Below are 22,532 nucleotides of genomic sequence, written 5' to 3' on the forward strand. Positions count from 1 at the left end.
TCCCCTTACTTCGCGTAGTGCATTGACTGTTCTTTTAACGTTTCTATAAAACTTGTGCCCGTTCTATATTGATTCGCTCGTAAAATAAAACGCTTCGCTACTTGAAGACAAATTCGCTCCGCTCTAGCACGTGCTTCCTCATTCCCAATACAAGTAATATCTTTTACTTTCGCTAATCCAACAATACGGCGAATTAATTCCAGACCTGTCACTGCAGCTGTATCCTCTAATACAGATTGCAAATAGACTTCGCTAAAGCCTTCTTCCTTCGCCATAATCTCGGTCACATGAATATCCCAAGCACCTAAAAACTTCTGCTTAAATAAATCAATTACCTCTACCATCGTAGTTTGTAACCAATCCATATACGTATCTTTCTCAGCTCCAGGTGACATCGTTGCATCTGCATTCATCCAAGCAAACATTAAATTCGCCATTACATTCCCAACGTCATATCCCATAGGTCCATAAAAAGCAAACTCAGGATCAATAACCTTTGTAGAATCATCTCTTACAAAAACAGAACCAGTATGTAAATCACCATGAAGTAATGCCTGTGCATTCGTCATAAAAGAAAATTTACGTTTCGCTACTTCCATACGAAGCTCTTTATCACTATAAATATGTTCCCTAATCCATCCCTCATTTAACGGAAATAACTCATTACGCTTATTATGATTGGTAAATGGTTCTGAATATACGAGGTCCTCTGTAATCTCACATAATTCAGGATTTATATAGTTCTTCACAAGTTCCTTCTTCTCTTTATGATTCATTACAACATCCGATGTTAATAAAAGTGTATTTACCATAAAAGTAGTTAAATCGTCAGCAAGCCGCGGAAATATTTGATGATTTATAAGTGCTGTACGTAATATTGTGTGATCCGATAAATCTTCCATTACGCAACAATTCATCACACTATCAAATAAATACACCTTAGGAACAAGTCCAGGTGCTAACTCATCCTCTAACTGCAAAACATCTGATTCTATACGAATACGATTCGTCGACAACTTAAACTCATCTGAAATGCGAGCTGTATCCCCAGCTTGCTTTACAATGACAGACATGTTCTCTTTTTCATCCCAAACGCGAAACACATAATTTAAATTGCCATCACCTATTTCTTTACACTGTAACCCCTTTGCATTTTCAAACTTAGATAATTTCTCTTTCACATATGCAATCACATCTTTAGCTTCCATTAAAAAATACTTCGTGAACTTAGACATGGTTTCCCCTCCACACTAATTGTAAGCGTTTTCTAAAAGCTATAAAAAATAATAGGTTGAATTTTTTCATCCTATAAATATATATTCTTCTTTTTGAAAGGTATATCTAGGTTTTATTATATCTTGTTAGCACTTTGAGTCAATGTTTCTAACTATCATCTCAAATATATACTTCCTAATTATATATTTGAGATGAAAAAAATTGTTCAAAAAATTTCCGATTCATTTTATTTTATTTATCACAAAATTCTTTGTAAAATAGAAGTAAGCAGTTCCTTTTCAAAACCACAACTTCTAAGAAATATTTCCTTCCTAAGAAATTAAACTTACACACTATCTCTAACATACACACTAAACTTTTCAAACACTCAGCTAAAATTTATAGACTTAAAATTACCTTTCTATTCCCTGATATCCTTAATTGAGAATAAATATTAATTAAATTGGTATAAAGTTGGTTTATTCTCTTGACAAAATAACCACTTCTATATGATAATTAATATCGAATTAGAATTATTATAGTTAATTAAAAAATATATTTTATGAGCACACTATTTTTTGATGCTCAAAACCAACATTTAGGAGGAATTTTAACATGTTATTAATCGGCACAGAAGTAAAACCGTTTAAAGCTAATGCTTACCATAATGGAGAATTTATCCAAGTTACTGACGAAAGTTTAAAAGGAAAATGGAGTGTAGTTTGTTTCTACCCAGCTGACTTCACATTCGTTTGCCCAACTGAACTTGAAGACTTACAAAACCAATATGCAACTCTAAAAGACTTAGGCGTTGAAGTATACTCTGTATCTACAGACACTCACTTCACTCACAAAGCATGGCATGATAGCTCAGAAACTATCGGCAAAATCGAGTACATCATGATTGGTGACCCAACTCGCACAATCACTACAAACTTCAACGTTTTAATGGAAGAAGAAGGTCTTGCTGCTCGTGGTACATTCATCATCGATCCAGACGGCGTTATCCAATCTATGGAAATCAATGCTGACGGTATCGGCCGTGACGCAAGCATTCTTGTTAACAAAATTAAAGCTGCTCAATACGTACGTAACAACCCAGGTGAAGTTTGCCCAGCTAAATGGCAAGAGGGTTCTGCAACACTTAAACCAAGCCTTGACCTTGTAGGCAAAATCTAAGGAGTTCGATCAAAATGATACTAGATGCAGATATAAAAACACAACTATCCCAATACCTTCAGTTAATGGAGAACGATATTTTACTTAAAGTAAGCGCAGGAGACGATAACGTATCTAAAGATATGTTAGCTCTAGTAGACGAATTAGCTACTATGTCATCTAAGATTACAGTAGAAAAAGTTGAATTAGAGAGAACACCAAGCTTTAGCGTAAACCGCCCTGGTGAAGACACTGGTGTCGTATTCGCTGGTATTCCATTAGGACACGAATTTACATCATTAGTGTTAGCTTTACTACAAGTAAGTGGACGCGCTCCAAAAATTGAACAAAAATTAATCGATCAAATTAAAAACATTCAAGGCGAATATCATTTTGAATCTTATATCAGCCTAAGTTGTCATAACTGTCCTGATGTTGTACAAGCTCTTAACGTAATGAGCGTTCTTAACTCTAGTATTACACATACTATGATTGATGGCGCTGCATTCAAAGAGGAAGTAGAAAGCAAAGACATCATGGCAGTACCAACTGTTTACCTAAACGGCGAATCTTTCGGAAGCGGTCGTATGACACTTGAAGAAATTTTAGCTAAAATGGGTAACGGTCCAGATGCATCAGAGCTTTCTGATAAAGATCCATACGATGTTCTTGTTGTTGGTGGCGGCCCTGCTGGTGCAAGTGCAGCAATTTACGCAGCACGTAAAGGCATCCGCACTGGTATCGTTGCTGAGCGCTTCGGTGGTCAAGTAATGGATACTATGGGCATTGAGAACTTCATCAGCGTAAAACGCACTGAAGGTCCTAAGCTAGTAGCAAGCCTTGAAGAGCACGTAAAAGAATACGACATCGATGTAATGAATCTACAACGTGCGAAACGTTTAGAGAAAAAAGAACTTATTGAAGTGGAACTTGAAAACGGTGCTATTCTGAAAAGTAAGAGCGTAATCGTTTCTACAGGTGCTCGCTGGCGTAATGTTGGCGTACCAGGTGAAGCTGAGTTCAAAAATAAAGGTGTAGCATACTGCCCACACTGTGACGGTCCATTATTCACTGGAAAAGACGTAGCAGTTATCGGCGGAGGTAACTCTGGTATTGAAGCAGCTATCGACTTAGCAGGTATCGTTAAGCACGTAACTGTTCTTGAATTCATGCCAGAATTAAAAGCTGATGCTGTATTACAAGAACGTCTTAACAGCTTACCAAACGTAACTGTTCTGAAAAACGTTCAAACGAAAGAAATCACTGGTACTGATAAAGTAAACGGTATTTCTTACATCGATCGTGAAACTGAAGAAGTTCATCACGTTGAATTACAAGGTGTATTCGTACAAATCGGTCTTGTGCCAAACACAGACTGGTTAGGCGAAACAGTTGAACGCGCTCGCGGTGAAATCGTAACAGACAAGCACGGCGCTACAAACGTACCAGGAGTGTTTGCTGCAGGTGACTGTACAAATAATCCGTACAAACAAATCATCATCTCTATGGGTTCAGGTGCAAACGCAGCTTTAGGTGCATTTGATTACTTAATCCGTAACTAATAAAAAAACAGGTGCCTTGGCACCTGTTTTTTTATTACCCTAATGTATAAACTAAAAACCTCTCATTCCCATTCTTCTCATAAGCACCTGGCAATCTAACTTCTTGCTTCAGCTCAAACGCAGTCTGATTTTCTAAGAAGAAAATATAGTCCTCAGAAGGATAATATAAAATAATATCCACTTCTCTCTCCAATTCTTCTACCGAAAGTAAAATGTTATTTACTACATTCATAAACACTTGTACAGAAAACGGATTAAAGAAGTAAAACCTATTATCATGCGAATCAATCTCATATTCCTGCGCTAAACAACATTGGAATTGAATTTTCCCCTTACTGTTTCGCACCTTTCGTGCATAACGATCTCGATTATCCATTGCTTCTTTATAAAACTCTTCATTCATTTCAATTCCAACTGCTGAAGCACCACATTTATGATGCATATAAAAGTTTAATCGCCCTTTTCCGCACCCAAAGTCTACAATTCGGTCGCTACTTCGTATCTCATATTGATTCAATAACTCATCTAACCCGCTATACGGCGTCGGTTCATAGCGGTGATAATGCATAGACTTGTTAAACCCTTTTTGCTCACCGACTGTTTTTATATGTAAAACTGCATCGTAATATTGTTCGTTCATTCGTTTTCTCCTATTAAAAAATGGTACTTATTATTATACACCATGTACTGGAGGGTCATTTTTTATCAAATTAATAGGTACGTGAAATTATATTAACGATTTTCTTAATATATCTATCGTAACTTCAAATATATCAACGATTTTCTCAATATATCTATCATAACTCAAAATATATCAACGGTTTTTCAAATATATCGATTTACCGACAATTCACGACAAAAAAACAGGAGCTCTCTAGCCCCTGTCTTCTAACACTTTCAATACAGTTTGTTTCAATATTTCTACCCCATCCATAATACAACTATGATCAAACCTCATATACGGATGGTGTAATCCAGGTTGTAGGTCTGCTCCTAGTCCAAGCATGACAGCTTTTAAATGTGGTCTTTTCACTGTATAGTAATGGAAATCATCGCTTCCTGTCGTATAGAGAGGCCCTGTGCATCTCTCTTCCCCATACACTTCGAGAATACCTTTACGCATAAAGCGCTCTGCTTCTTCGGAAACCTCTGCTCCTGGTGCAAGATCCATCCATTCGTATGAAGTTTTCGACCCCATCGATGCAGCTGATTCTATTACATGCTCAATCTTTTTCTTTAATTCTTCTAATAGTATATTACTCTCTGCTCTTACATCTAAACTGAAATGACCATTTCCCGGAATAATATTTAAATTATCACCACCAGCTTGGCATCTTGTCATTTTTACTGAATAAGAACTTTGCGGTGGCAGCCAAATATTTTTCAAACCGATATTAATCATGGAAATGACATCAATTGCATTCACACCTTGGTGTGGTCTTGCCCCGTGTGCATCCTCCCCATGAATCATACCCTCTAAAAATCCTGCTGCTCCATGACGAATAGATGGGGCTGCTTGTTTCAAAGATAGTTCTTCAATTGGTCTTAGATGGACGCCAAATAAGAAATCAGCATCATCTACAGCACCTTTCTCCACCATCTTCAAAGCACCATTCCCCTTCTCTTCTGCCGGCTGAAAAATAAATCTAACCGTACCACTTTTCCATCTCATATTTTTCAATTGTAAAATAAGTCCCATTACAATGGTCATATGAGCATCATGGCCACATGAATGGTTCGCTTTAAATTCTCCATTTACTTCTTGCCAAAGTGCATCCATATCAGCACGAATCGCAATAACTGGATTCCCGCCTCCAATCTCAGCAATTACACCTGGACAATCATCAAATGTTCTATATGAAATTCCTTCTTCTTTTAAAAAGTCAGTAATATACGCTGTCGTTTCATATTCTTTCCAACTTACTTCAGGGTTTTCGTGTAAATGCTGAAAAATCTCCGTTAAGCGCTCTTGTAGTTCTAATGTTTTCAACGTTCCAGTCTCCTTCCCACATTACAAACGATTTGGGTTAATTATACTTATGAAAAACAGATGTTTTTATGAACATATTGAATTTTAAGAAAAAAGTCAATTGTTTATTTTTAAATACTTAAAAAGCTTACTCCTCACCTATATTACAAACTAAACAAACAACTAGAACATTCCTTATTTTCTGTTTTTTATGTTGACGCTTACATAAACTTTTAGTTATCATAACCTAATAAACGTCTATTTTACGACAATTCTAAAAATACAAACAAACATACGTAACAAGGAGGAACTTTATGAAAAAAGAAATACCTTTTGGAATAGCGATTATCCCTATTATCATTACCGTTGCAGTTATGATGGTTACAATTGTTGTATTAAAACAAACCCCTCACGTTCCACTTATTATCGGTACAACCGTTGCTTCTATTGTCGCTTGGCGTTATGGTTACAAATGGAATGATCTTGAAGAAGCAATGTATAAAGGGATTCGTCTTGCATTACCCGCTATCGTCATTATTATTCTTGTCGGCTTAACAATTGGTGCTTGGATTGGCGGTGGAATCGTCGCAACGATGATTTATTACGGTTTAAAACTTTTAACTCCATCACTATTTTTAGTTTCCATTACCGTCATTTGTTCTATCGTTGCATTAGCAATTGGTAGCTCTTGGTCTACAATGGGAACAATTGGTGTTGCTGGAATGGGAATTGGCCTAAGTATGGGAATCCCAGCTCCAATGGTTGCTGGTGCCATTATTTCAGGCTCTTATTTTGGCGATAAAATGTCACCGCTTTCAGATACAACTAACTTAGCCGCAGGATTAACAAATACAGATTTATTCGCACACATTCGTCACATGTTATTTACTACAGTTCCAGGTTTAATTATTACTCTTATCGTCTACGCGGTCTTAGGAAGAAGCTTCGGCGCTAACAATATTGATGCGAAAAGCATCGATCAAACGTTACAAGTATTGCAACAAAACTTTGTTATCTCACCTTTCCTACTCATTATACCCGTAGCCGTTATGGTATTGGTCGCTAAAAAGGTTCCTGCCATACCAGCCATTCTCGTCGGTATTATTTTAGGGTTCTTATCACAAGTCTTTATTCAAGGTGGTTCTGTCTCAGCATCTGTCGGTGCACTCCAAGCTGGATTTGTTATAGACACTGGAAACAAGCTAGTAGACGAACTATTTAACCGCGGTGGCTTAGATTCGATGATGAATACAGTCTCTATGACAATTGTCGCTATGACTTTCGGAGGAGTATTAGAACATACAGGTATTCTTCGCTCAATTGTAAATCAAATTTTAAAGTTAGCGAAATCAGCAAAAGGGCTTATCGCTTCTACTATCGCATCTTGTTTTGCAACAAACCTTACTTGCTCTGAACAATATATTTCAATTGTTGTCCCTTCAAGAATGTACGCAAATGCATACACGGAAAAAGGACTACATTCAAAAAACTTATCCAGAGCATTAGAAGATGGTGGAACATTAACTTCTGTCTTCGTTCCTTGGAATACGTGCGGTGTATTTATTCTCGCAACACTTGGCGTAGGTGCATTTGAATATGCTCCTTATGCTATTTTGAATTTCATCGTACCTATTATCTCAATCATTTATGGTATAACAGGCTTCACAATTGTAAAACTATCAGACATTGAAAAAGCAGAACTACTAAAGAAACAAAAAGCTCAACTAGAAGCTTAAAAATAGCGGTAAATTCAGTTCATATAGTGCGCGAGGTCGCCCTTGTTGATAGGGCATTTCCTCGCCGCAAATATGAGCATACCCGTAATCAACTAATTTCTTTAACAACCTTTCTGTCGATCTTCGAGTCACTTGTAAATACTCAGAAAGGTCAGCTGCTGTAAACTTCAATGACGGGTGCGATTGACTAAATTGAATGATTTTTGACAAGTTGGCCGGACTAAGCTTTGTTTCCTTCGCTATTTTCATTAGTTCCGGATTATCATTTTTCAAACTTTGTACTCTCTGTTCTTTCGGGAACGGACCAAACAAATCTTTATCACTTGTTAGTATATAAAAACAACGATCTATTGGATTGTTCTTTGCAAAACTTTGAGCAATTTTTGCATTTTGCTCCGCTTCTTTCACGGTTTTCCCATAACCAAATCCAATAGCTATCGTTCCTTCTACGCTCGCAAACAAGTTATCTATCGCATTTGTTTTAATAATTGATTCGATATCACCACGAGTTGTATACAAAATGCATGTCATTTCATCCACTTGTTTAAATGAACCACGTAGTTCTTTTGAAATGACATCTAGTTTTTCAAGCAAACTCGCTCGTAATTCTAAGGAAGAAATAATACAAGCACCAACAGTAGCTGAATAGCTTTTTGCTAACTCAGCTTTTATTTTTGCATCTTTTAGCCCATGTATAATGGATTGTGTTGGATCAATCATGCGCTCTGAAGGAACACCTATTTTTTGAAGCTCGTCGTAAACAGCGTGAATACTAGTTAAAGCTAAATGAGCTTCTCCAGATTGATATTTAGCTACATGAAAATCGATAACTCTATTTATCTCATCTTTACTCCACAGCATATTTTCATAATCCAACACTTGCGGACTTTCTTTTATACCAATATCATGGAACACATTTGTAATAAACGAGCGGTCTACTAAATCGATGGAAATGTTATGTGGTTGAATACTTTGATGATACATGATAGAAAGAATTGAAGATGCGACAGTTGTCTCGTCTTGCTGTAAGTATGTACTTGGAATTCGTAATTGTTCTCTTATTTCTTTTGCCATATAATAAGGTAAAGCACCTGAGAAAAAGATGACATCACAAGGCTTTAGACACTTTAATAGTTCAGAAGATTCCGCCGGATGAAGGTAAATATATGGATCAATTTCTATTCCCTCTAATTTTTGAGCAATAGGAAAAAGGTTCTCCATAAACTCCTTTGAACCGACAACTGCAATTTTTATCATCATTTTCTCTAACTCCTTATCATTAATTAACGACTATTTAACGTCAACTATATCAAATGTATAAAACTATTGTAAACAGGAAGGGGTTTCTATTCAATGAAAATTACAGCTATTCATCTTTACGCAATTCGTTTACCGCTTCGCAATCCGTTTGTTATTAGTTATGGTTCTTATTCTGATATGCCCTCTATTATCGTCAAAATGGAAACAGATGAAGGTATTATCGGTTACGGTGAAGGCGTTGCTGATGATCACGTCACAGGTGAATCATGGGAAAGTACTTTCCATACTTTAAAACATACGCTAACCCCTGCTCTAATCGGGCAAAATCCAATGAATATCGAAAAAATACACGACATGATGGACAATACAATTTACGGTGTTCCAACAGCGAAAGCCGCAATTGATATTGCTTGTTTTGATATAATGGGCAAAAAGCTAAATCAACCTGTATATCAATTAATTGGCGGGCGCTACCATGAAGAATTCCCTGTCACTCACGTTTTAAGTATTGCCGATCCTGAAGATATGGCTGGAGAAGCTGCTTCTATGATTCAAAAAGGTTACCAATCTTTCAAAATGAAAGTTGGTACAAATGTAAAAGAAGATGTAAAACGTATTGAAGCTGTACGAGAACGTGTAGGAAATGACATCGCTATTCGCGTTGATGTAAACCAAGGCTGGAAAAATAGCGCAAACACATTAACAGCACTACGTTCATTAGGACATTTAAACATTGACTGGATTGAACAACCTGTTATCGCGGACGATATTGATGCCATGGCTCATATTCGTTCTAAAACAGACCTCCCGCTTATGATTGATGAAGGACTAAAAAGTTCTCGTGAAATGCGCCAAATTATTAAATTAGAAGCTGCTGATAAAGTGAATATAAAACTAATGAAATGCGGTGGCATATATCCAGCTGTAAAGCTCGCTCATCAAGCTGAAATGGCCGGAATTGAATGCCAAGTGGGATCAATGGTCGAATCATCTGTTGCCTCTTCCGCAGGATTCCATGTCGCTTTCTCAAAGAAAATCATTACGAGCGTAGAGCTAACAGGACCATTAAAATTCACGAAAGACATTGGAAACTTACATTACGATGTACCATTCATTCGCTTAAACGAAAAGCCCGGACTCGGCATTGAAATAAACGAAGATACACTACAAGAACTAACCGTCTTTCAAGACGTTGTACGCTAAAGGAGGACTATCATATGACGGTTCTATACGAAGGAACATTAAAACAAAATAACGAATCATTTCACGTTACATTACTATCACTAGAGCACATCGAACAAATTTTATCACTACAAAACATCGTAGTTGAAGTACTAGAAGATAAAAGTCGTTTACAACCACTCTCACAAGAAGAATTTCAATACATTCTAGAAGGAAACGGCATGATGATCGGTGCTTTTATCGAAAACGAACTCATCGCATTTCGCGCTCTACTCGTCCCTCCTATCGACGATGAACATTTAGGGCTTGATATTGGTCTATCAGAAAGTGAACTGCACCGCGTCATCTATCAAGAAATCTCAAACGTTCATCCGGGATGCAGAGGAAATGGGATGCAAAAAATATTAGCAAAAGTCATTATGGAAGAATTGCAAAAAGAAGATAGCAAATACGATTATGTATGCTGCACCGTTGCTCCTTTTAACATCCCGAGTTTGAAGGATAAATTTGCGCAAGGGATGGAGATTGCTGCGCTGAAGGAGAAGTATGGTGGTAGTCTGCGGTATGTTTTTGTGAAGAAATTGCGCGGAGATAAAGAAAGAGATTGGACGGATATTCAAAGTATTCTAATGAGTGATGCTAGTGGACAGCAGGCTTTGCTTTCGGAAGGGTATCGTGGGTATGAGATGGAGAAAGTGGATGGGGATTTTGTTGTGAAGTTTGGACGATAATCTATGTACTCGAAAAGAGGAGATGTCCCTTGTGACATCTCCTCTTTTCGATTTGTTGAACAATCCTGTAGTAAATGAAATTATATCAACGATTTTTCGAATATATCTATCATAACTTACAATATATCAACGATTTTTAAAATATATCTATCAAAACTCACAATATATCAACGATTCGACAAGAAATATCGATTTACCGACAAAAATCGATATCCCTTCCTAAACCGTCATCTTCCAACTAGATAACGCTAACCAGTTCTCCATTTCCTTATAATCAGGCATTATCTTCCCAACAAGACGCCAAAAAGAGCGATCATGATTTAAATGAACCATATGACACATTTCATGAACAACTACATAATCAATTACTCGCTGTGGTGCCATCGCTAGCTTCCAATTGAATGTTAGTTGTAAATTCGAATCGCAAGTACCCCAAGTACGACTACTATCTGTAATACGAATAGAACGTGGTTTTGTTTTGAAATTGCTTTGATGCGCTTTAATACTCTTCTCTACTAAAGTTTTACACTGCTTATAATAAAATCGTTTTAAAGCTTGCTGTATTTTCTCATCCTTAAGCTCTTTCACATAAATATGTAGCTTATCTCCTTCAAACACCGCATTGTCTTGCGTAATACTGGCATCTTTGGAAATCTGTATCGGATACGTATTCCCTAAATACAAAAAGCCCTCTCCTTGATCATAATCCTTTTCCTGTGGTCCATGCGCTCGCTCCTGCATTTCCTTACGTGTTGTCTGAATCCAATCCCACTTCTCCTCTAGCAACTGAACTAAGTATTCAACAGGTGTTCCTTTCGGAGCCTGCACTTCCACATTTCCGTATGAATCTACAAAAAGACGCACGGACTTTTTCTTCTTATAAGTTATATGAAAATTAATCGTCTCACCTAAATATGTATGTACCATTTCATCACCTAGCATAGTATTTTTACAAATAAAAAAGAGTAGGATACGAACGTCCTACTCTACCTATTATATCATTTACTGCTTTACCATAAATGCTACAGTACTTACCCTCTATACTTTACACCTAATCCCTTAATGAAATTCCTTGCGTATCTATCGCCGCACTCTTTGTAATTTTTATGACCTTTTTTTCTTAATAGAGCGCCTAACTCTCCTTTTGTTACCGTAACGCCTACGCTATCTAATATATCAAGTACATCCTCACTCGTTAAAGATAGTGCGATTTTCATTTTCTTTAGAAGAAGGTTATTGGCACTCTCCTTGCTCTGTACAGGTGCAGGCTGCCCTGGTTTCGGATCTTGCTTTCCTCTTTTTAACGTAATAAATCCATTTAAAAATGCCTCTAACATCATCATATCGCATGTTAGTACGTACTCATCTTCGATTACATCATCATTTTCAGCTTCATGTTGCGGAGTTTTCTTTATTTTTGTAAGCATATCAACTACGTCTTCTTTCGTTACTTCCATCCCGCCTAGTTTAAAGATTTCTACCATATCTATATCTTTTATATCTAAAGCGTATCTTACTCTTTTTAATATATCGTTGTTGCTCATTGCCATTGGGTTTCCTCCTGAAATGTTGATTATTTATTCAGCAGTTAAAGTTTATCCTATAACGTGCTTTAAATTATCATGTTTAAATCTAACCTTTTAGTTATTGTCCGCTAAATTAATACTTTAACATTTTAAAGATATGTTTTATAGTCTTACCCGAACTTTTCTCTATCATTGTATCTACCGAGCTCTTACGTGTTTTTTATATGCCTTTAAAAAGATTTCTCTCTTAACATTAACTAAAAGAAAAAAACAGTGCTTTGATTTCTCAAATACACTGTTCTTTTCCAGCTCTACGCTTATTTTCAACTCACTCATGTCATACACTACATATGAAATGATTTAACTGCTTAAAAGTTAAACCGTCTCACTATCCTGAGCCACACCAACACTATCCTCAAACCTATCCAACAAAGCACGCACCTCATCAGTAGATTTCGTACTCATCAATTGATTTCTCAATTCAGCAGCTCCAGGGAAGCCTTTTACATAAATTTTGAAGAAGCGATGAAGTCCTGTGATTGAGCGTGGCAGTACTTCTGCATATTGATCTTGAAGATCAAGTTGTAGTCTTAAAAGATCTAGATGCTCTTTACTGCTATGCTCTCTTGGCTCTTTTTCAAAAGCAAATGGATTTTTGAAGATGCCTCGTCCGATCATTACGCCATCAATGCCGTATTTTTCAGCAAGTTCCAGCCCCATTTTACGATCAAGGATGTCTCCATTGATTGTTATTAACGTATTGGGTGCAATGCGATCACGTAATTTTTTAATTTCCGGAATTAGTTCCCAGTGCGCATCTACTTGGCTCATTTCTTCTCTTGTGCGTAAATGAATAGAAAGGTTTGCAATATCTTGTTTGAAAATGTGAGTTAACCAATCTTCCCACTCGCTTAACTCTTTAAAGCCAAGTCTTGTTTTTACGCTGACAGGTAGTCCGCCCGCTTTTGCTGCTTGGATAAGTTCTGCTGCAACGTCTGGACGTAGAATAAGGCCACTGCCTTTTCCTCTCGATGCTACATTCGGTACTGGGCAACCCATATTAATATCGATGCCTTTAAATCCTAGTTCTGCCATACCAATACTCATTTGACGGAAGTATTCGGGATTGTCTCCCCAAATATGTGCTACCATCGGCTGCTCGTCTTCTGTAAAAATTAAACGGCCACGTACACTTTTCATACCTTCTGGATGACAATAGCTATCCGAGTTTGTAAACTCTGTGAAGAATACGTCCGGACGACCAGCTTCACTTACTACGTGACGGAAAACAACGTCTGTCACATCTTCCATTGGTGCAAGTACGAAAAATGGTCGTGGTAATTCACGCCAAAAATTATCTATCATTTCAAATTCAAATCCTCTCACTATGAATACAATTTCAAAATCTCAATTTATAATTTGTGAAAATCAGCAATATTTATTTTAACTAAAATCGCTTATGAATGGTATTTTTGTAAACCAAAAAGCAGATGGTATAGATTTTTTCTATATCAACTGCTTTCCTATTATACTAACTTAAGCCAAGCCACACACTCCACATGCGTCGTATGCGGGAACATATCAACAGGTTGTACTTCCTGTGTTTTATATCCGCCTTCTTCTAGTACTTTTAAATCACGTGCTAATGTTGCTGGGTTACACGATACGTATACGACGCGGTTTGGCTTCATGTCGATGATTGTGTTTAGTAATGCTTCATCACAGCCTTTACGCGGTGGGTCTACGACCATTGTGTCAGCAATTACGCCTTCTTTATACCATTTTGGAATGACTACTTCTGCTTCTCCTACACCAAATTCAGCGTTTGTCATGTTGTTTAGTGCTGCATTTCGGTTTGCGTCTTCAATTGCTTCTGGGACGATTTCAACGCCGTACACTTTTTTCGCTTTTTGCGCTAGGAACAACGAGATTGATCCGATTCCGCAATAGGCATCGATTACGGTTTCGTTACCATTTAATTTTGCGTATTCTAACGTTTTATCGTATAGCACTTTCGTTTGTTCTGGGTTTACTTGATAGAATGAACGTGCTGAAATCGCAAATTTAATGTCACCGATAAAGTCATAAATATATTCTGATCCGTATAGTACTGTCGTTTTGTCTCCGAAAATTACGTTTGTACGCTTCGTATTTACGTTTTGAACGATTGATTTTACTTCTGGGAATTTCGCTGCAATTTCTTCAATGATCGCTTTTTTGTTCGGCAATTCTGCTGTACGTGTAATGAAGACAAGCATAATTTCCCCTGTTACTTGTCCGTAACGAGCCATTACGTGACGAAGTGTTCCTTTGTTACGCTCTTCGTTGTATGCAGTGATACCGTGCTTTTCACAAATACGTTTTACTTCTTGAATTAATGTATCGTTTTCTTCTGCCTGAATTAAGCATGATTCCATATTAATGATGTCATGCGTTCCTTGGCGATAGAAACCAGCTACAAGTCCGCCTTCACGTTCTCCGATTGGTACTTGTGCTTTATTGCGATATACCCACGGGTTCTTCATGCCAAGTACAGGATGAACAGGAACATCACCTAGTCCTCCGATACGCTGCATAACGTCACGTACTTGTTTTTCTTTCGCTTGTAACTGTCCTTCATAAGTTAAATGCTGAAGCTGACAACCGCCGCACTGGTTATATACTGGGCATTCTGCATCTTTACGATATGGACTTTCTGTATGAAGCTTCATTAAACGACCAAATGCGAAGTTTTTCTTCACTTTAATAATTTTAATTTGCGCTTCTTCACCTGGTAATCCGTTTTTAACGAAAATAGGATAGCCCTTTACTTTCGCAACACCGGCACCATCATGTGTTAAATCTTCAAATACTACATCTATAAACTCGTTTTTCTCAACTGGTGGCGTCATTTTAGTACTCATTTTCCGACCTCTCTTTTTCATAACACTGCGTTACATTTTATCATACTTATATGGTCTTTTTCTATTGGAAGAAAAAAAGCTATTGACGATAGTTCTCTGTTAATGTTACGCTACTACTAATTTAATACGGACGATGTTACCTCATATATACTTGATAATATGGATCGAGAGTTTCTACCCGGCAACCTTAAATTGCTGGACTATGGGGAAAACTAATGAATATTAGCCTATGCGCAAAAAAGGACTCATATTGATTAGCTTTCTCTCATAGATGAAAGTGAATCCATATGGGTCTTTTTTTATTTTTATTTTTCTAAAAGGTCAGACATCTTACGTATGACATAAAACCTCGTTCTTTTATTTTTAGTAATATAACGAGCGTTTTATGTACAAACTTTATACGAACTTCTGAAAGGGGCAACTACATGCAATATGTAATGAGCATTATCGGTATTCTTGCCGTGTTAGGTTTATGTTTTGCTTTGTCAAACAACAAAAGTAAAATCAACTTCCGTGCAATTGCAATTATGATTGGTTTCCAAATTTTAATCGGTTGGTTTATGTTTGCTACAAAGGTTGGTCAACAAATCATTATTTTCATTAGTAAAGTTTTCAACAAACTAATTAAACTTGGTACGACAGGTGTCGATTTTCTCTTTAATGGAATTCACAGAGATTTTGTCTTTTTCTTAAACGTATTATTAATTATCGTATTTTTCTCAGCACTACTTTCAATCTTTAGTTATTTAGGTGTTTTACCATTCATCGTTCGCGTTGTCGGCGGTGCTATTTCAAAAATTACTGGTTTACCACGCGTTGAATCATTCCACGCAGTAAACTCTGTATTCTTCGGTTCAAGTGAAGCGTTAATCGTTATTAAAAACGATTTACAGCATTTCAATAAAAATCGTATGTTTATCATTTGTTGTTCTGCGATGAGCTCCGTTTCTGCTTCTGTTACAGCATCATACGTAATGATGTTAGATGCAAAATACGTACTAGCAGCTCTTCCGCTAAATTTATTCTCAAGCTTAATCGTTTGTTCGTTATTAACACCAGTTGATACGAAAAAAGAAGATGAAGTGATTCAGAAATTTGATAGAACTCTATTCGGAGACAGCTTTATCGGCGCAATGATTAACGGTGCGCTTGATGGTTTAAAAGTCGCTGGTATCGTTGCCGCATTAATGATCGCCTTTATCGGTGTGATGGAAGTTGTAAACTACGTAATTAGTGCAGCTTCAGGCGCAATGGGACATGCTGTTACTTTACAACAAATCTTCGGTTACGTACTTTCTCCATTCGCATTCTTAATGGGTATTCCAACTCAAGATATTATCCCAGCTGGTGGTATTATGGGTACGAAGATTGTTTTAAATGAGTTTGTAGCAATCCTTGATTTAAAAGACACAGCTACAACATTAGCTCCACGTACAGTTGGAATCGTTACAGTATTCTTAATTAGCTTCGCAAGTATTAGCCAAATTGGTGCAATCGTTGGTACAATCCGTGCCCTTTCTGAAAAACAAGGAAGCGTTGTTTCTAAATTTGGTTGGAAAATGCTATTTGCATCAACACTTGCTTCTATTTTATCTGCGACAATCGCTGGATTGTTTATTTAATAAAAAATCACCTTACTTTAACGAGTAAGGTGATTTTTTTGATTCTTTATGAAATCGAGTGAAATTCAACTGCTTCTTCTGTATTGATAATCCTATCTTTATATATACCTTTTATTGAAATGTAAATGATAGATTTGTTTATGTTTTTTAACTTTCCTAATGAAAAATGATAAAGTAATCCATCGCTTTTTAAAGTCCACATCTTCCCACTCCATGGACCAGTAGCTTTTTGTTCATCCGACGCCTTTATTTCACCTTCATATTCGCATTCTCCTAAAGGAGTTTTAATTGTATTCTTCTCTGTATCAATTCGAATATTTTTAATTAGCTTCAAATTTTCATCAGAGAGAATTTGAATTTCATGATCTTTCTGTTTAAAAAAGAGTTTTCCGTCTTTGGTATTTATATATTCTGCATTATTCATTTTATCTATCATAAAATCATATTCTTCTTTTGTAATACCTAAGTTTTGATGATAAGGAAACGTTTTTTTCGGTATAATTTCTTCTTCGGCATACTTCAAATACCAATCTAAATTATTTGTAATACTATCACTCATTTTATTTCCGATTTTCTCTAATTTCTCTTTTATCTCATAAGGAAATTCTAGTGTCATAATATCCGCCGTCACTTCCGCATTCATAAGATGCGATGGAATATACTCTTCCACACTATTCGCTTTACTCACTTCACTTTGGCAACCAACTATAAATAGCGATATGAAAAAGATATATATTATTTTTTTATATTTCATTTCTATTCTCCACTCCATACATTATTCTTACTTAGTTTTATAGCGGTTTTTATTATAGTATAAAATCTTTATATTTTAATAAAATACATATCCTTATGCAAAATTGCATATTAATAAGTCTTCTTCTTACTTTAAAATTAGCTTAAATCACTTTCCAAATTATACAAATAACAAGTATTTAATGTTATAATTTGTAAAAAACATTGGAGGACCTTATGAAAATTCACGCCCTTTTCGATTTCTTACATTTACTAGTCTTAACCCTGAAAAGCTATTATGTATGGGGAATGCCTATCTATGTCTTCATTATTCCTCTTATCTTTGTAGTCGGTTATATTATTATTAATTCTAATAAGAAACAAAAAAACACATCTATTCAAAGTTACTAATCTATTACATTAATAACCTCCTAAAAATCATATTCCCCTCATTTTCTTCAAATGATATGATGAACAAGGGTATACCCCCACCACTCTTATAGCGGTGGGGATTTTAATGTCAATATGCAACATACTACACAATAGAAGGTGATTTTTATGAGAAAATACGCAGCAATTGCTTTATGTACATCTGCCATTCTAGTAGGCTGTAATACTAGTGATGTAAGCCAGGAACCTAAAAAAGAGAAAAAGGTTCAAGAAGTTAAGAAACAAACAGAAACTATGCAAGAACAAGGTAAAATTTCTTATCAGCCCGTTACACACGAATCTACAAATACTGCTATTCATATGACAGATATAAAAGATAATTTAACTGAGGTACAATATAAAATTTGGCGCACAGCTGATGGAAAGGAACGTGCTAAACCTTTTTCTTCTAAAGAAAAGGAGGAACAATTTACACTTCCTTTTGATATCAAGGAATTTGAAGGAAAACGCGGTGAGTTCCAAATTGAAGCAACAGGAATGAAGGAAGATGGGAAAACAATCCCGCTTACGAAATCTACTATTACTTTCGAACAAAAGGTTCCTGTTCTTATGTATCACGCAATTGATGATTATCATGGTCAAGGTATTAAAGACTTATTCGTATCACCAGCTAACTTTGAAGCACAAATGAAACATTTAAAGGACAATGGTTATACGTTGTTAACGTTTGAACGCTGGGGCGATATAAATAAAGTAAATAAGCCTATTTTTGTTACATTTGATGACGGTATGAAAAATAATATGAATGCATTTCGCGTTTTACAAAAGCTAAAAGATGATACTTTTAAACCGGCAGCAACAGAATATATGATTGTTGATAACGTTGATGTAGAAGGTGCATTGTCTACTTCTGAAATAAACGAAATGGTTGATTCCGGCATTTTCTCCGTGCAATCTCATACTGCCACACATGCAGACTTGCCGAAAATTACAAACTATGAGGAAGAGTTAAAAGGTTCAAAAGAAAAGCTAGAAAAAATAACAGGTAAGCCTGTTATCGCAATTGCTTATCCATTCGGTCATGTAGATGATAAGGTTGTTGCAGAAACGAAGAAGTATTATCAATTTGCGACGACAACAAAACCTGGACAATTCATTATGAAGGGTGAACCTGATGAATTGTTAAAGATGAAGCGCGTTCGTATACACCATACAACGACTGTAGAGCAGTTTGCTTCTTCAATTAAGTAAATGTAAGAGCTCAATACATTTTGAGCTCTCTTTTTACTTTATATTTATATATATTTTTAGAATTTTCTTGTATTATATATAGTAAGAAATCTTTCAAATTAAAGGAGATTATACATATGTCATTTGAACAAACGTTAGAGAAATATGCTGCTCTTGCAGTTAATGTTGGTGTTAATATTCAACCAGGACAAACTTTATCAATTAGCGCACCTCTTGAAGCTGTACAATTTGTACGCCTCGTTACAGAGAAAGCATATAAATCTGGTGCAAAACACGTATATGTGGATTGGAATGATGAGACGTTAACACGCTTAAAGTTCGATCTAGCTCCTGAAGAAGCTTTCTCTGAATTTCCTTCTTGGAAAGCACATGCTCGTGAAGAATTAGCAAAAGAAGGCGCTGCATTTATGTCTATCTATGCAGAAAACCCTGATTTATTAAAAGGTGTAGAGGCAACACGTATCGCAACAGCTCATAAAGTAGCTGGAGAAGCGATGAAAGTATACCGTGATTACGTACAAGCCGATAAAGTAAGCTGGTGTGTAATTTCTGTTCCTACGAAAGAATGGGCTGCGAAAGTATTCCCTGACGTAGCGCCAGAAGAACAAGAAGCAAAGTTATGGGATGCTATTTTCAAAGCTACTCGTGCTGATTTAGAAAATCCTGTAGAAGCATGGAAAGAACATGATGAAACATTACATACAAAAGTGGATTACTTAAACGAAAAGCATTATAAAGCTCTTCACTATACAGGTCCTGGAACAGATTTAACAATCGAACTTCCAGAAAAACATGTATGGGCTGGCGCTGGTAGCTTAAATGAAAAAAACGTACCATTTATGGCTAATATTCCAACTGAAGAAGTATTTACAATGCCACTTAAAACAGGTGTAAACGGCCAAGTTTCTAGTACAAAACCGTTAGTATTTGCAGGTAATATTATCGATAATTTCACGTTAACATTTGAAAACGGACGTATCGTAGACTATAAAGCTGAAGCTGGTGAAGAAGCTTTAAAACATTTAGTAGAAACAGATGAAGGTTCTCACTTCTTAGGAGAAGTAGCTTTAGTACCTCATGACTCACCAATTTCAAACACAAATGTTTTATTCTACAATACACTATTTGACGAAAATGCATCTTGCCACCTTGCAATCGGAAATGCTTATGCATTTAACTTAGTTGGCGGAAAAACAATGTCTAAAGAAGAACTTGCTGAAAACGGCGCAAACGCTAGTATCACACACAACGACTTCATGATTGGATCAGCTGAGCTTGATATCGACGGTATTACAGCTGATGACAGACATGAGCCTATCTTCCGTAAAGGTAACTGGGCGTTTTAATAAAGTGAAACTTTAATCAGCCCTCACCAATTGGGCTTTTCCGGGCAGCCCGATTCCCCATCTAACTTCTTTGCTTTCGCTGAATTTTGAGGTAGGGGTCTTACTGCCCGGAAAATAGCGGGATAAAAGTAAAAGGCTATCTTCCACACAGGAAGATAGCCTTTTATGATGCTGATGATACTTTAAGCCCAATTACTCCTAATACGATAAAGAGAATACAAAATGCTTGGAATAAACTAATATGCTCTTTAAAAAAGTACACACTAATGATTGTAATAAGTAACGTTCCAACGCCAGACCAAATGGCATAAGCAATACTTAAATGAATCTTTTTAACGACGATAGCAAACACGCTGAAACAAATTCCATAAAATACGAAAATAAGTACACTTGGAACGAGCTTTGTTAAACCATTTGATAGTTTCATTGCGATTGTTCCAGCTACTTCAAAAATAATTGTAACAAGTAATAATAGCCAATATACCATACTAGAATCTCCTTCTCTGTTACCTTATAGAGATTCTAGTATACTACTTATAGTCCTAATGAAATATATTTAATTTCTAAATATTCCTCGATGCCGAAATGGCCTCCTTCACGGCCAATACCACTTTCTTTAAATCCACCGAATGGTGCTTGTGCAACTGATGGAAGACCATCGTTTAGACCGATAATACCGTACTCTAACGCTTCACTAATTTGGAATGCTTGGCTAATGTCTTTCGTGAAAATATACGCAGCTAAACCGTATGGTGTATTGTTTGCACGTTCGATTACTTCATCAACTGTTTTAAATTTCGCAACTGGTGCCACTGGCCCAAATGTTTCTTCATTCATACAAAGCATCGTATCATTTGCCAACCCAATTACAGTCGGTTGAATGAAATGTCCCTCTAACTCTGCGACCTTTTGACCACCATATAAAACTGTTCCACCTTTTTGAATAGCATCTTCAATATGTTCTTGTACTTTTGAAACTGCATTCTCATCAATAAGTGGCCCGACAGTCGTTCCGTCACCGAAACCGTCTCCTACTTTCAACTGCCCTACTGCCTTTTGGAACTTCTCTACAAATACTTCGTATACTTCTTCTTGAACGAATACTCGGTTTGTACATATACACGTTTGTCCTGCATTACGGAATTTCGAACCAATCACCGCTTCTACTGCTTTATCTAAATCTGCATCATTCATTACGATAAACGGAGCGTGTCCACCTAACTCAAGCGAAACTTTTTTCATCGTTTGCGCCGCACTAGCCATTAACTCTTTCCCGATTTCCGTTGACCCTGTAAAGGACACTTTTCGAACGCGACTATCTTCCATCCATGTATCAGCAATTGCTTTTGCACTACCTGTTACGATATTGATTACGCCCTTTGGAATATCTGCTTCATGGGCTAATTCAGCTAATTTCAATGCAGTTAATGGCGTTTGACTCGCCGGTTTCACAACGGCTGTACAGCCTGCTGCAAGCGCTGGGGCTACCTTTCTCGTAATCATCGCTGCCGGGAAGTTCCAAGGTGTAATAGCTGCCATAACGCCAACTGGTTGCTTCATAACTAAAATGCGCTTATTCGGATGAGAAGCAGGAATCATTTCACCATATACACGTTTCCCCTCTTCTGCATACCATTCAACAAAACTATTTGCATAATTTACTTCACCAAGCGCTTCTGCAAACGGCTTTCCTTGTTCCTTCGTCATAATCGCTGCGATCTCTTCTTTATTCTTATCAATAAGCATGAACCACTTTTTTAACTTCGTGGCACGATCTGCTGCCGTTAACTTAGACCACGTTTTAAAAGCTTCATGTGCAGCATCAACAGCTTGCTTTGCCTCTGTTACTCCACCTTTTGGTACAGTTGCAAATATTTCCTTCGTCGCAGGATTATTTACTTCAATTTGTTCTTGTAGTGTAATCCACTCACCATTTATATACATCGCCT

General features: G+C 36.7%; 19 protein-coding genes and 1 riboswitch. Of the genes, 8 read left to right on the forward strand and 11 right to left on the reverse strand.

From position 1 onward, the window contains the following. Positions 1-5 precede the first annotated feature (5 nt). On the reverse strand, positions 6-1,235 hold the full coding sequence (gene mtnK / locus ACO6VI_RS13215) for an S-methyl-5-thioribose kinase (protein WP_161520395.1): 1,230 nt from the start codon (positions 1,233-1,235) through the stop codon (positions 6-8). Positions 1,236-1,830: 595 nt separating this feature from the next. On the opposite strand from mtnK, the gene ahpC reads away from it, so the two are divergent. Further along, the gene (ahpC, locus tag ACO6VI_RS13220) at positions 1,831-2,394 is read left to right on the forward strand and encodes an alkyl hydroperoxide reductase subunit C (RefSeq protein ID WP_000924420.1); all 564 of its coding nucleotides are present in this window, start codon (positions 1,831-1,833) and stop codon (positions 2,392-2,394) included. Between the two features lie 14 nt (positions 2,395-2,408). After that, a complete protein-coding gene (gene ahpF / locus ACO6VI_RS13225) occupies positions 2,409-3,935 on the forward strand; it encodes an alkyl hydroperoxide reductase subunit F (RefSeq protein WP_053565379.1) in 1,527 nt (508 codons plus the stop codon). Positions 3,936-3,969: 34 nt separating this feature from the next. Here ahpF and ACO6VI_RS13230 read toward each other — a convergent pair whose 3' ends face one another. Together ACO6VI_RS13230 and ACO6VI_RS13235 are read right to left on the reverse strand one after the other, a co-directional pair. After that, on the reverse strand, positions 3,970-4,575 hold the full coding sequence (locus tag ACO6VI_RS13230) for an SAM-dependent methyltransferase (protein ID WP_161520396.1): 606 nt from the start codon (positions 4,573-4,575) through the stop codon (positions 3,970-3,972). Between the two features lie 234 nt (positions 4,576-4,809). Beyond that, entirely contained in the window at positions 4,810-5,925 is a 1,116-nt protein-coding gene (locus ACO6VI_RS13235; protein ID WP_000853516.1) for a M20 peptidase aminoacylase family protein, read from the reverse strand. Positions 5,926-6,218: 293 nt separating this feature from the next. On the opposite strand from ACO6VI_RS13235, the gene nhaC reads away from it, so the two are divergent. Beyond that, positions 6,219-7,640, forward strand: coding sequence for a Na+/H+ antiporter NhaC (gene nhaC / locus ACO6VI_RS13240; RefSeq protein WP_063546295.1), 1,422 nt, complete (start codon positions 6,219-6,221; stop codon positions 7,638-7,640). On the opposite strand, the gene ACO6VI_RS13245 is transcribed toward nhaC, so the two are convergent. Further along, entirely contained in the window at positions 7,629-8,900 is a 1,272-nt protein-coding gene (locus ACO6VI_RS13245) for a hypothetical protein (RefSeq protein WP_000972806.1), read from the reverse strand. The genes nhaC and ACO6VI_RS13245 overlap by 12 nt on opposite strands. A 93-nt stretch (positions 8,901-8,993) precedes the next feature. Here ACO6VI_RS13245 and ACO6VI_RS13250 point away from each other — a divergent pair, with 93 nt between their 5' ends. Continuing rightward, on the forward strand, positions 8,994-10,103 hold the full coding sequence (locus tag ACO6VI_RS13250; protein WP_161520397.1) for a mandelate racemase/muconate lactonizing enzyme family protein: 1,110 nt from the start codon (positions 8,994-8,996) through the stop codon (positions 10,101-10,103). Between the two features lie 14 nt (positions 10,104-10,117). After that, on the forward strand, positions 10,118-10,813 hold the full coding sequence (locus ACO6VI_RS13255; RefSeq protein WP_422423466.1) for a GNAT family N-acetyltransferase: 696 nt from the start codon (positions 10,118-10,120) through the stop codon (positions 10,811-10,813). Positions 10,814-11,032: 219 nt separating this feature from the next. On the opposite strand, the gene ACO6VI_RS13260 is transcribed toward ACO6VI_RS13255, so the two are convergent. The 4 genes from ACO6VI_RS13260 to rlmD form a co-directional block, all read right to left on the reverse strand. Continuing rightward, entirely contained in the window at positions 11,033-11,740 is a 708-nt protein-coding gene (locus ACO6VI_RS13260) for a M48 family metallopeptidase (RefSeq protein WP_161520399.1), read from the reverse strand. Between the two features lie 104 nt (positions 11,741-11,844). Further along, on the reverse strand, positions 11,845-12,363 hold the full coding sequence (locus ACO6VI_RS13265; protein ID WP_161520400.1) for a DUF1456 family protein: 519 nt from the start codon (positions 12,361-12,363) through the stop codon (positions 11,845-11,847). Positions 12,364-12,714: 351 nt separating this feature from the next. Beyond that, complete coding sequence (locus ACO6VI_RS13270) at positions 12,715-13,704, reverse strand: tRNA dihydrouridine synthase (RefSeq protein ID WP_016083712.1); 990 nt, start codon at positions 13,702-13,704, stop codon at positions 12,715-12,717. Positions 13,705-13,865: 161 nt separating this feature from the next. Then, complete coding sequence (gene rlmD / locus ACO6VI_RS13275; protein ID WP_000105032.1) at positions 13,866-15,242, reverse strand: 23S rRNA (uracil(1939)-C(5))-methyltransferase RlmD; 1,377 nt, start codon at positions 15,240-15,242, stop codon at positions 13,866-13,868. Between the two features lie 121 nt (positions 15,243-15,363). Continuing rightward, positions 15,364-15,465: riboswitch (purine riboswitch) on the forward strand. A gap of 202 nt (positions 15,466-15,667) precedes the next feature. On the opposite strand from rlmD, the gene ACO6VI_RS13280 reads away from it, so the two are divergent. Beyond that, positions 15,668-16,864: a NupC/NupG family nucleoside CNT transporter gene (locus tag ACO6VI_RS13280; RefSeq protein ID WP_001200494.1), complete on the forward strand. Its 1,197-nt coding sequence runs from the start codon at positions 15,668-15,670 to the stop codon at positions 16,862-16,864. A 46-nt stretch (positions 16,865-16,910) separates the two neighbouring features. On the opposite strand, the gene ACO6VI_RS13285 is transcribed toward ACO6VI_RS13280, so the two are convergent. Beyond that, positions 16,911-17,618, reverse strand: coding sequence for a hypothetical protein (locus ACO6VI_RS13285; protein WP_161520401.1), 708 nt, complete (start codon positions 17,616-17,618; stop codon positions 16,911-16,913). 536 nt (positions 17,619-18,154) lie between these two features. Here ACO6VI_RS13285 and ACO6VI_RS13290 point away from each other — a divergent pair. Continuing rightward, a complete protein-coding gene (locus tag ACO6VI_RS13290) occupies positions 18,155-19,237 on the forward strand; it encodes a polysaccharide deacetylase family protein (RefSeq protein ID WP_161520402.1) in 1,083 nt (360 codons plus the stop codon). Positions 19,238-19,353: 116 nt separating this feature from the next. Further along, positions 19,354-20,583, forward strand: coding sequence for an aminopeptidase (locus ACO6VI_RS13295; RefSeq protein WP_161520403.1), 1,230 nt, complete (start codon positions 19,354-19,356; stop codon positions 20,581-20,583). A 163-nt stretch (positions 20,584-20,746) separates the two neighbouring features. On the opposite strand, the gene ACO6VI_RS13300 is transcribed toward ACO6VI_RS13295, so the two are convergent. Then, complete coding sequence (locus ACO6VI_RS13300) at positions 20,747-21,070, reverse strand: DMT family transporter (protein WP_000263262.1); 324 nt, start codon at positions 21,068-21,070, stop codon at positions 20,747-20,749. Positions 21,071-21,117: 47 nt separating this feature from the next. Further along, entirely contained in the window at positions 21,118-22,527 is a 1,410-nt protein-coding gene (gene gabD, locus ACO6VI_RS13305) for an NADP-dependent succinate-semialdehyde dehydrogenase (RefSeq protein WP_002004316.1), read from the reverse strand. Positions 22,528-22,532: the final 5 nt, after the last annotated feature.

Origin of the sequence: Bacillus sp. PSXD-155 (assembly GCF_049310765.1) — a bacterium.
Classification (GTDB): Bacteria; Bacillota; Bacilli; order Bacillales; family Bacillaceae_G; genus Bacillus_A; species Bacillus_A cereus.

What these genes read in the sequence shown, in the direction of transcription:
- mtnK (WP_161520395.1), bottom strand. Translation starts at nt 1,235, where the DNA reads ATGTCTAAGTTCACGAAGTATTTTTTAATGGAAGCTAAAGATGTGATT.
- ahpC (WP_000924420.1), top strand. Translation starts at nt 1,831, where the DNA reads ATGTTATTAATCGGCACAGAAGTAAAACCGTTTAAAGCTAATGCTTAC.
- ahpF (WP_053565379.1), top strand. Translation starts at nt 2,409, where the DNA reads ATGATACTAGATGCAGATATAAAAACACAACTATCCCAATACCTTCAG.
- ACO6VI_RS13230 (WP_161520396.1), bottom strand. Translation starts at nt 4,575, where the DNA reads ATGAACGAACAATATTACGATGCAGTTTTACATATAAAAACAGTCGGT.
- nhaC (WP_063546295.1), top strand. Translation starts at nt 6,219, where the DNA reads ATGAAAAAAGAAATACCTTTTGGAATAGCGATTATCCCTATTATCATT.
- ACO6VI_RS13245 (WP_000972806.1), bottom strand. Translation starts at nt 8,900, where the DNA reads ATGATGATAAAAATTGCAGTTGTCGGTTCAAAGGAGTTTATGGAGAAC.
- ACO6VI_RS13250 (WP_161520397.1), top strand. Translation starts at nt 8,994, where the DNA reads ATGAAAATTACAGCTATTCATCTTTACGCAATTCGTTTACCGCTTCGC.
- ACO6VI_RS13255 (WP_422423466.1), top strand. Translation starts at nt 10,118, where the DNA reads ATGACGGTTCTATACGAAGGAACATTAAAACAAAATAACGAATCATTT.
- ACO6VI_RS13260 (WP_161520399.1), bottom strand. Translation starts at nt 11,740, where the DNA reads ATGGTACATACATATTTAGGTGAGACGATTAATTTTCATATAACTTAT.
- ACO6VI_RS13265 (WP_161520400.1), bottom strand. Translation starts at nt 12,363, where the DNA reads ATGGCAATGAGCAACAACGATATATTAAAAAGAGTAAGATACGCTTTA.
- ACO6VI_RS13270 (WP_016083712.1), bottom strand. Translation starts at nt 13,704, where the DNA reads ATGATAGATAATTTTTGGCGTGAATTACCACGACCATTTTTCGTACTT.
- rlmD (WP_000105032.1), bottom strand. Translation starts at nt 15,242, where the DNA reads ATGAGTACTAAAATGACGCCACCAGTTGAGAAAAACGAGTTTATAGAT.
- ACO6VI_RS13280 (WP_001200494.1), top strand. Translation starts at nt 15,668, where the DNA reads ATGCAATATGTAATGAGCATTATCGGTATTCTTGCCGTGTTAGGTTTA.
- ACO6VI_RS13285 (WP_161520401.1), bottom strand. Translation starts at nt 17,618, where the DNA reads ATGAAATATAAAAAAATAATATATATCTTTTTCATATCGCTATTTATA.
- ACO6VI_RS13290 (WP_161520402.1), top strand. Translation starts at nt 18,155, where the DNA reads ATGAGAAAATACGCAGCAATTGCTTTATGTACATCTGCCATTCTAGTA.
- ACO6VI_RS13295 (WP_161520403.1), top strand. Translation starts at nt 19,354, where the DNA reads ATGTCATTTGAACAAACGTTAGAGAAATATGCTGCTCTTGCAGTTAAT.
- ACO6VI_RS13300 (WP_000263262.1), bottom strand. Translation starts at nt 21,070, where the DNA reads ATGGTATATTGGCTATTATTACTTGTTACAATTATTTTTGAAGTAGCT.
- gabD (WP_002004316.1), bottom strand. Translation starts at nt 22,527, where the DNA reads ATGTATATAAATGGTGAGTGGATTACACTACAAGAACAAATTGAAGTA.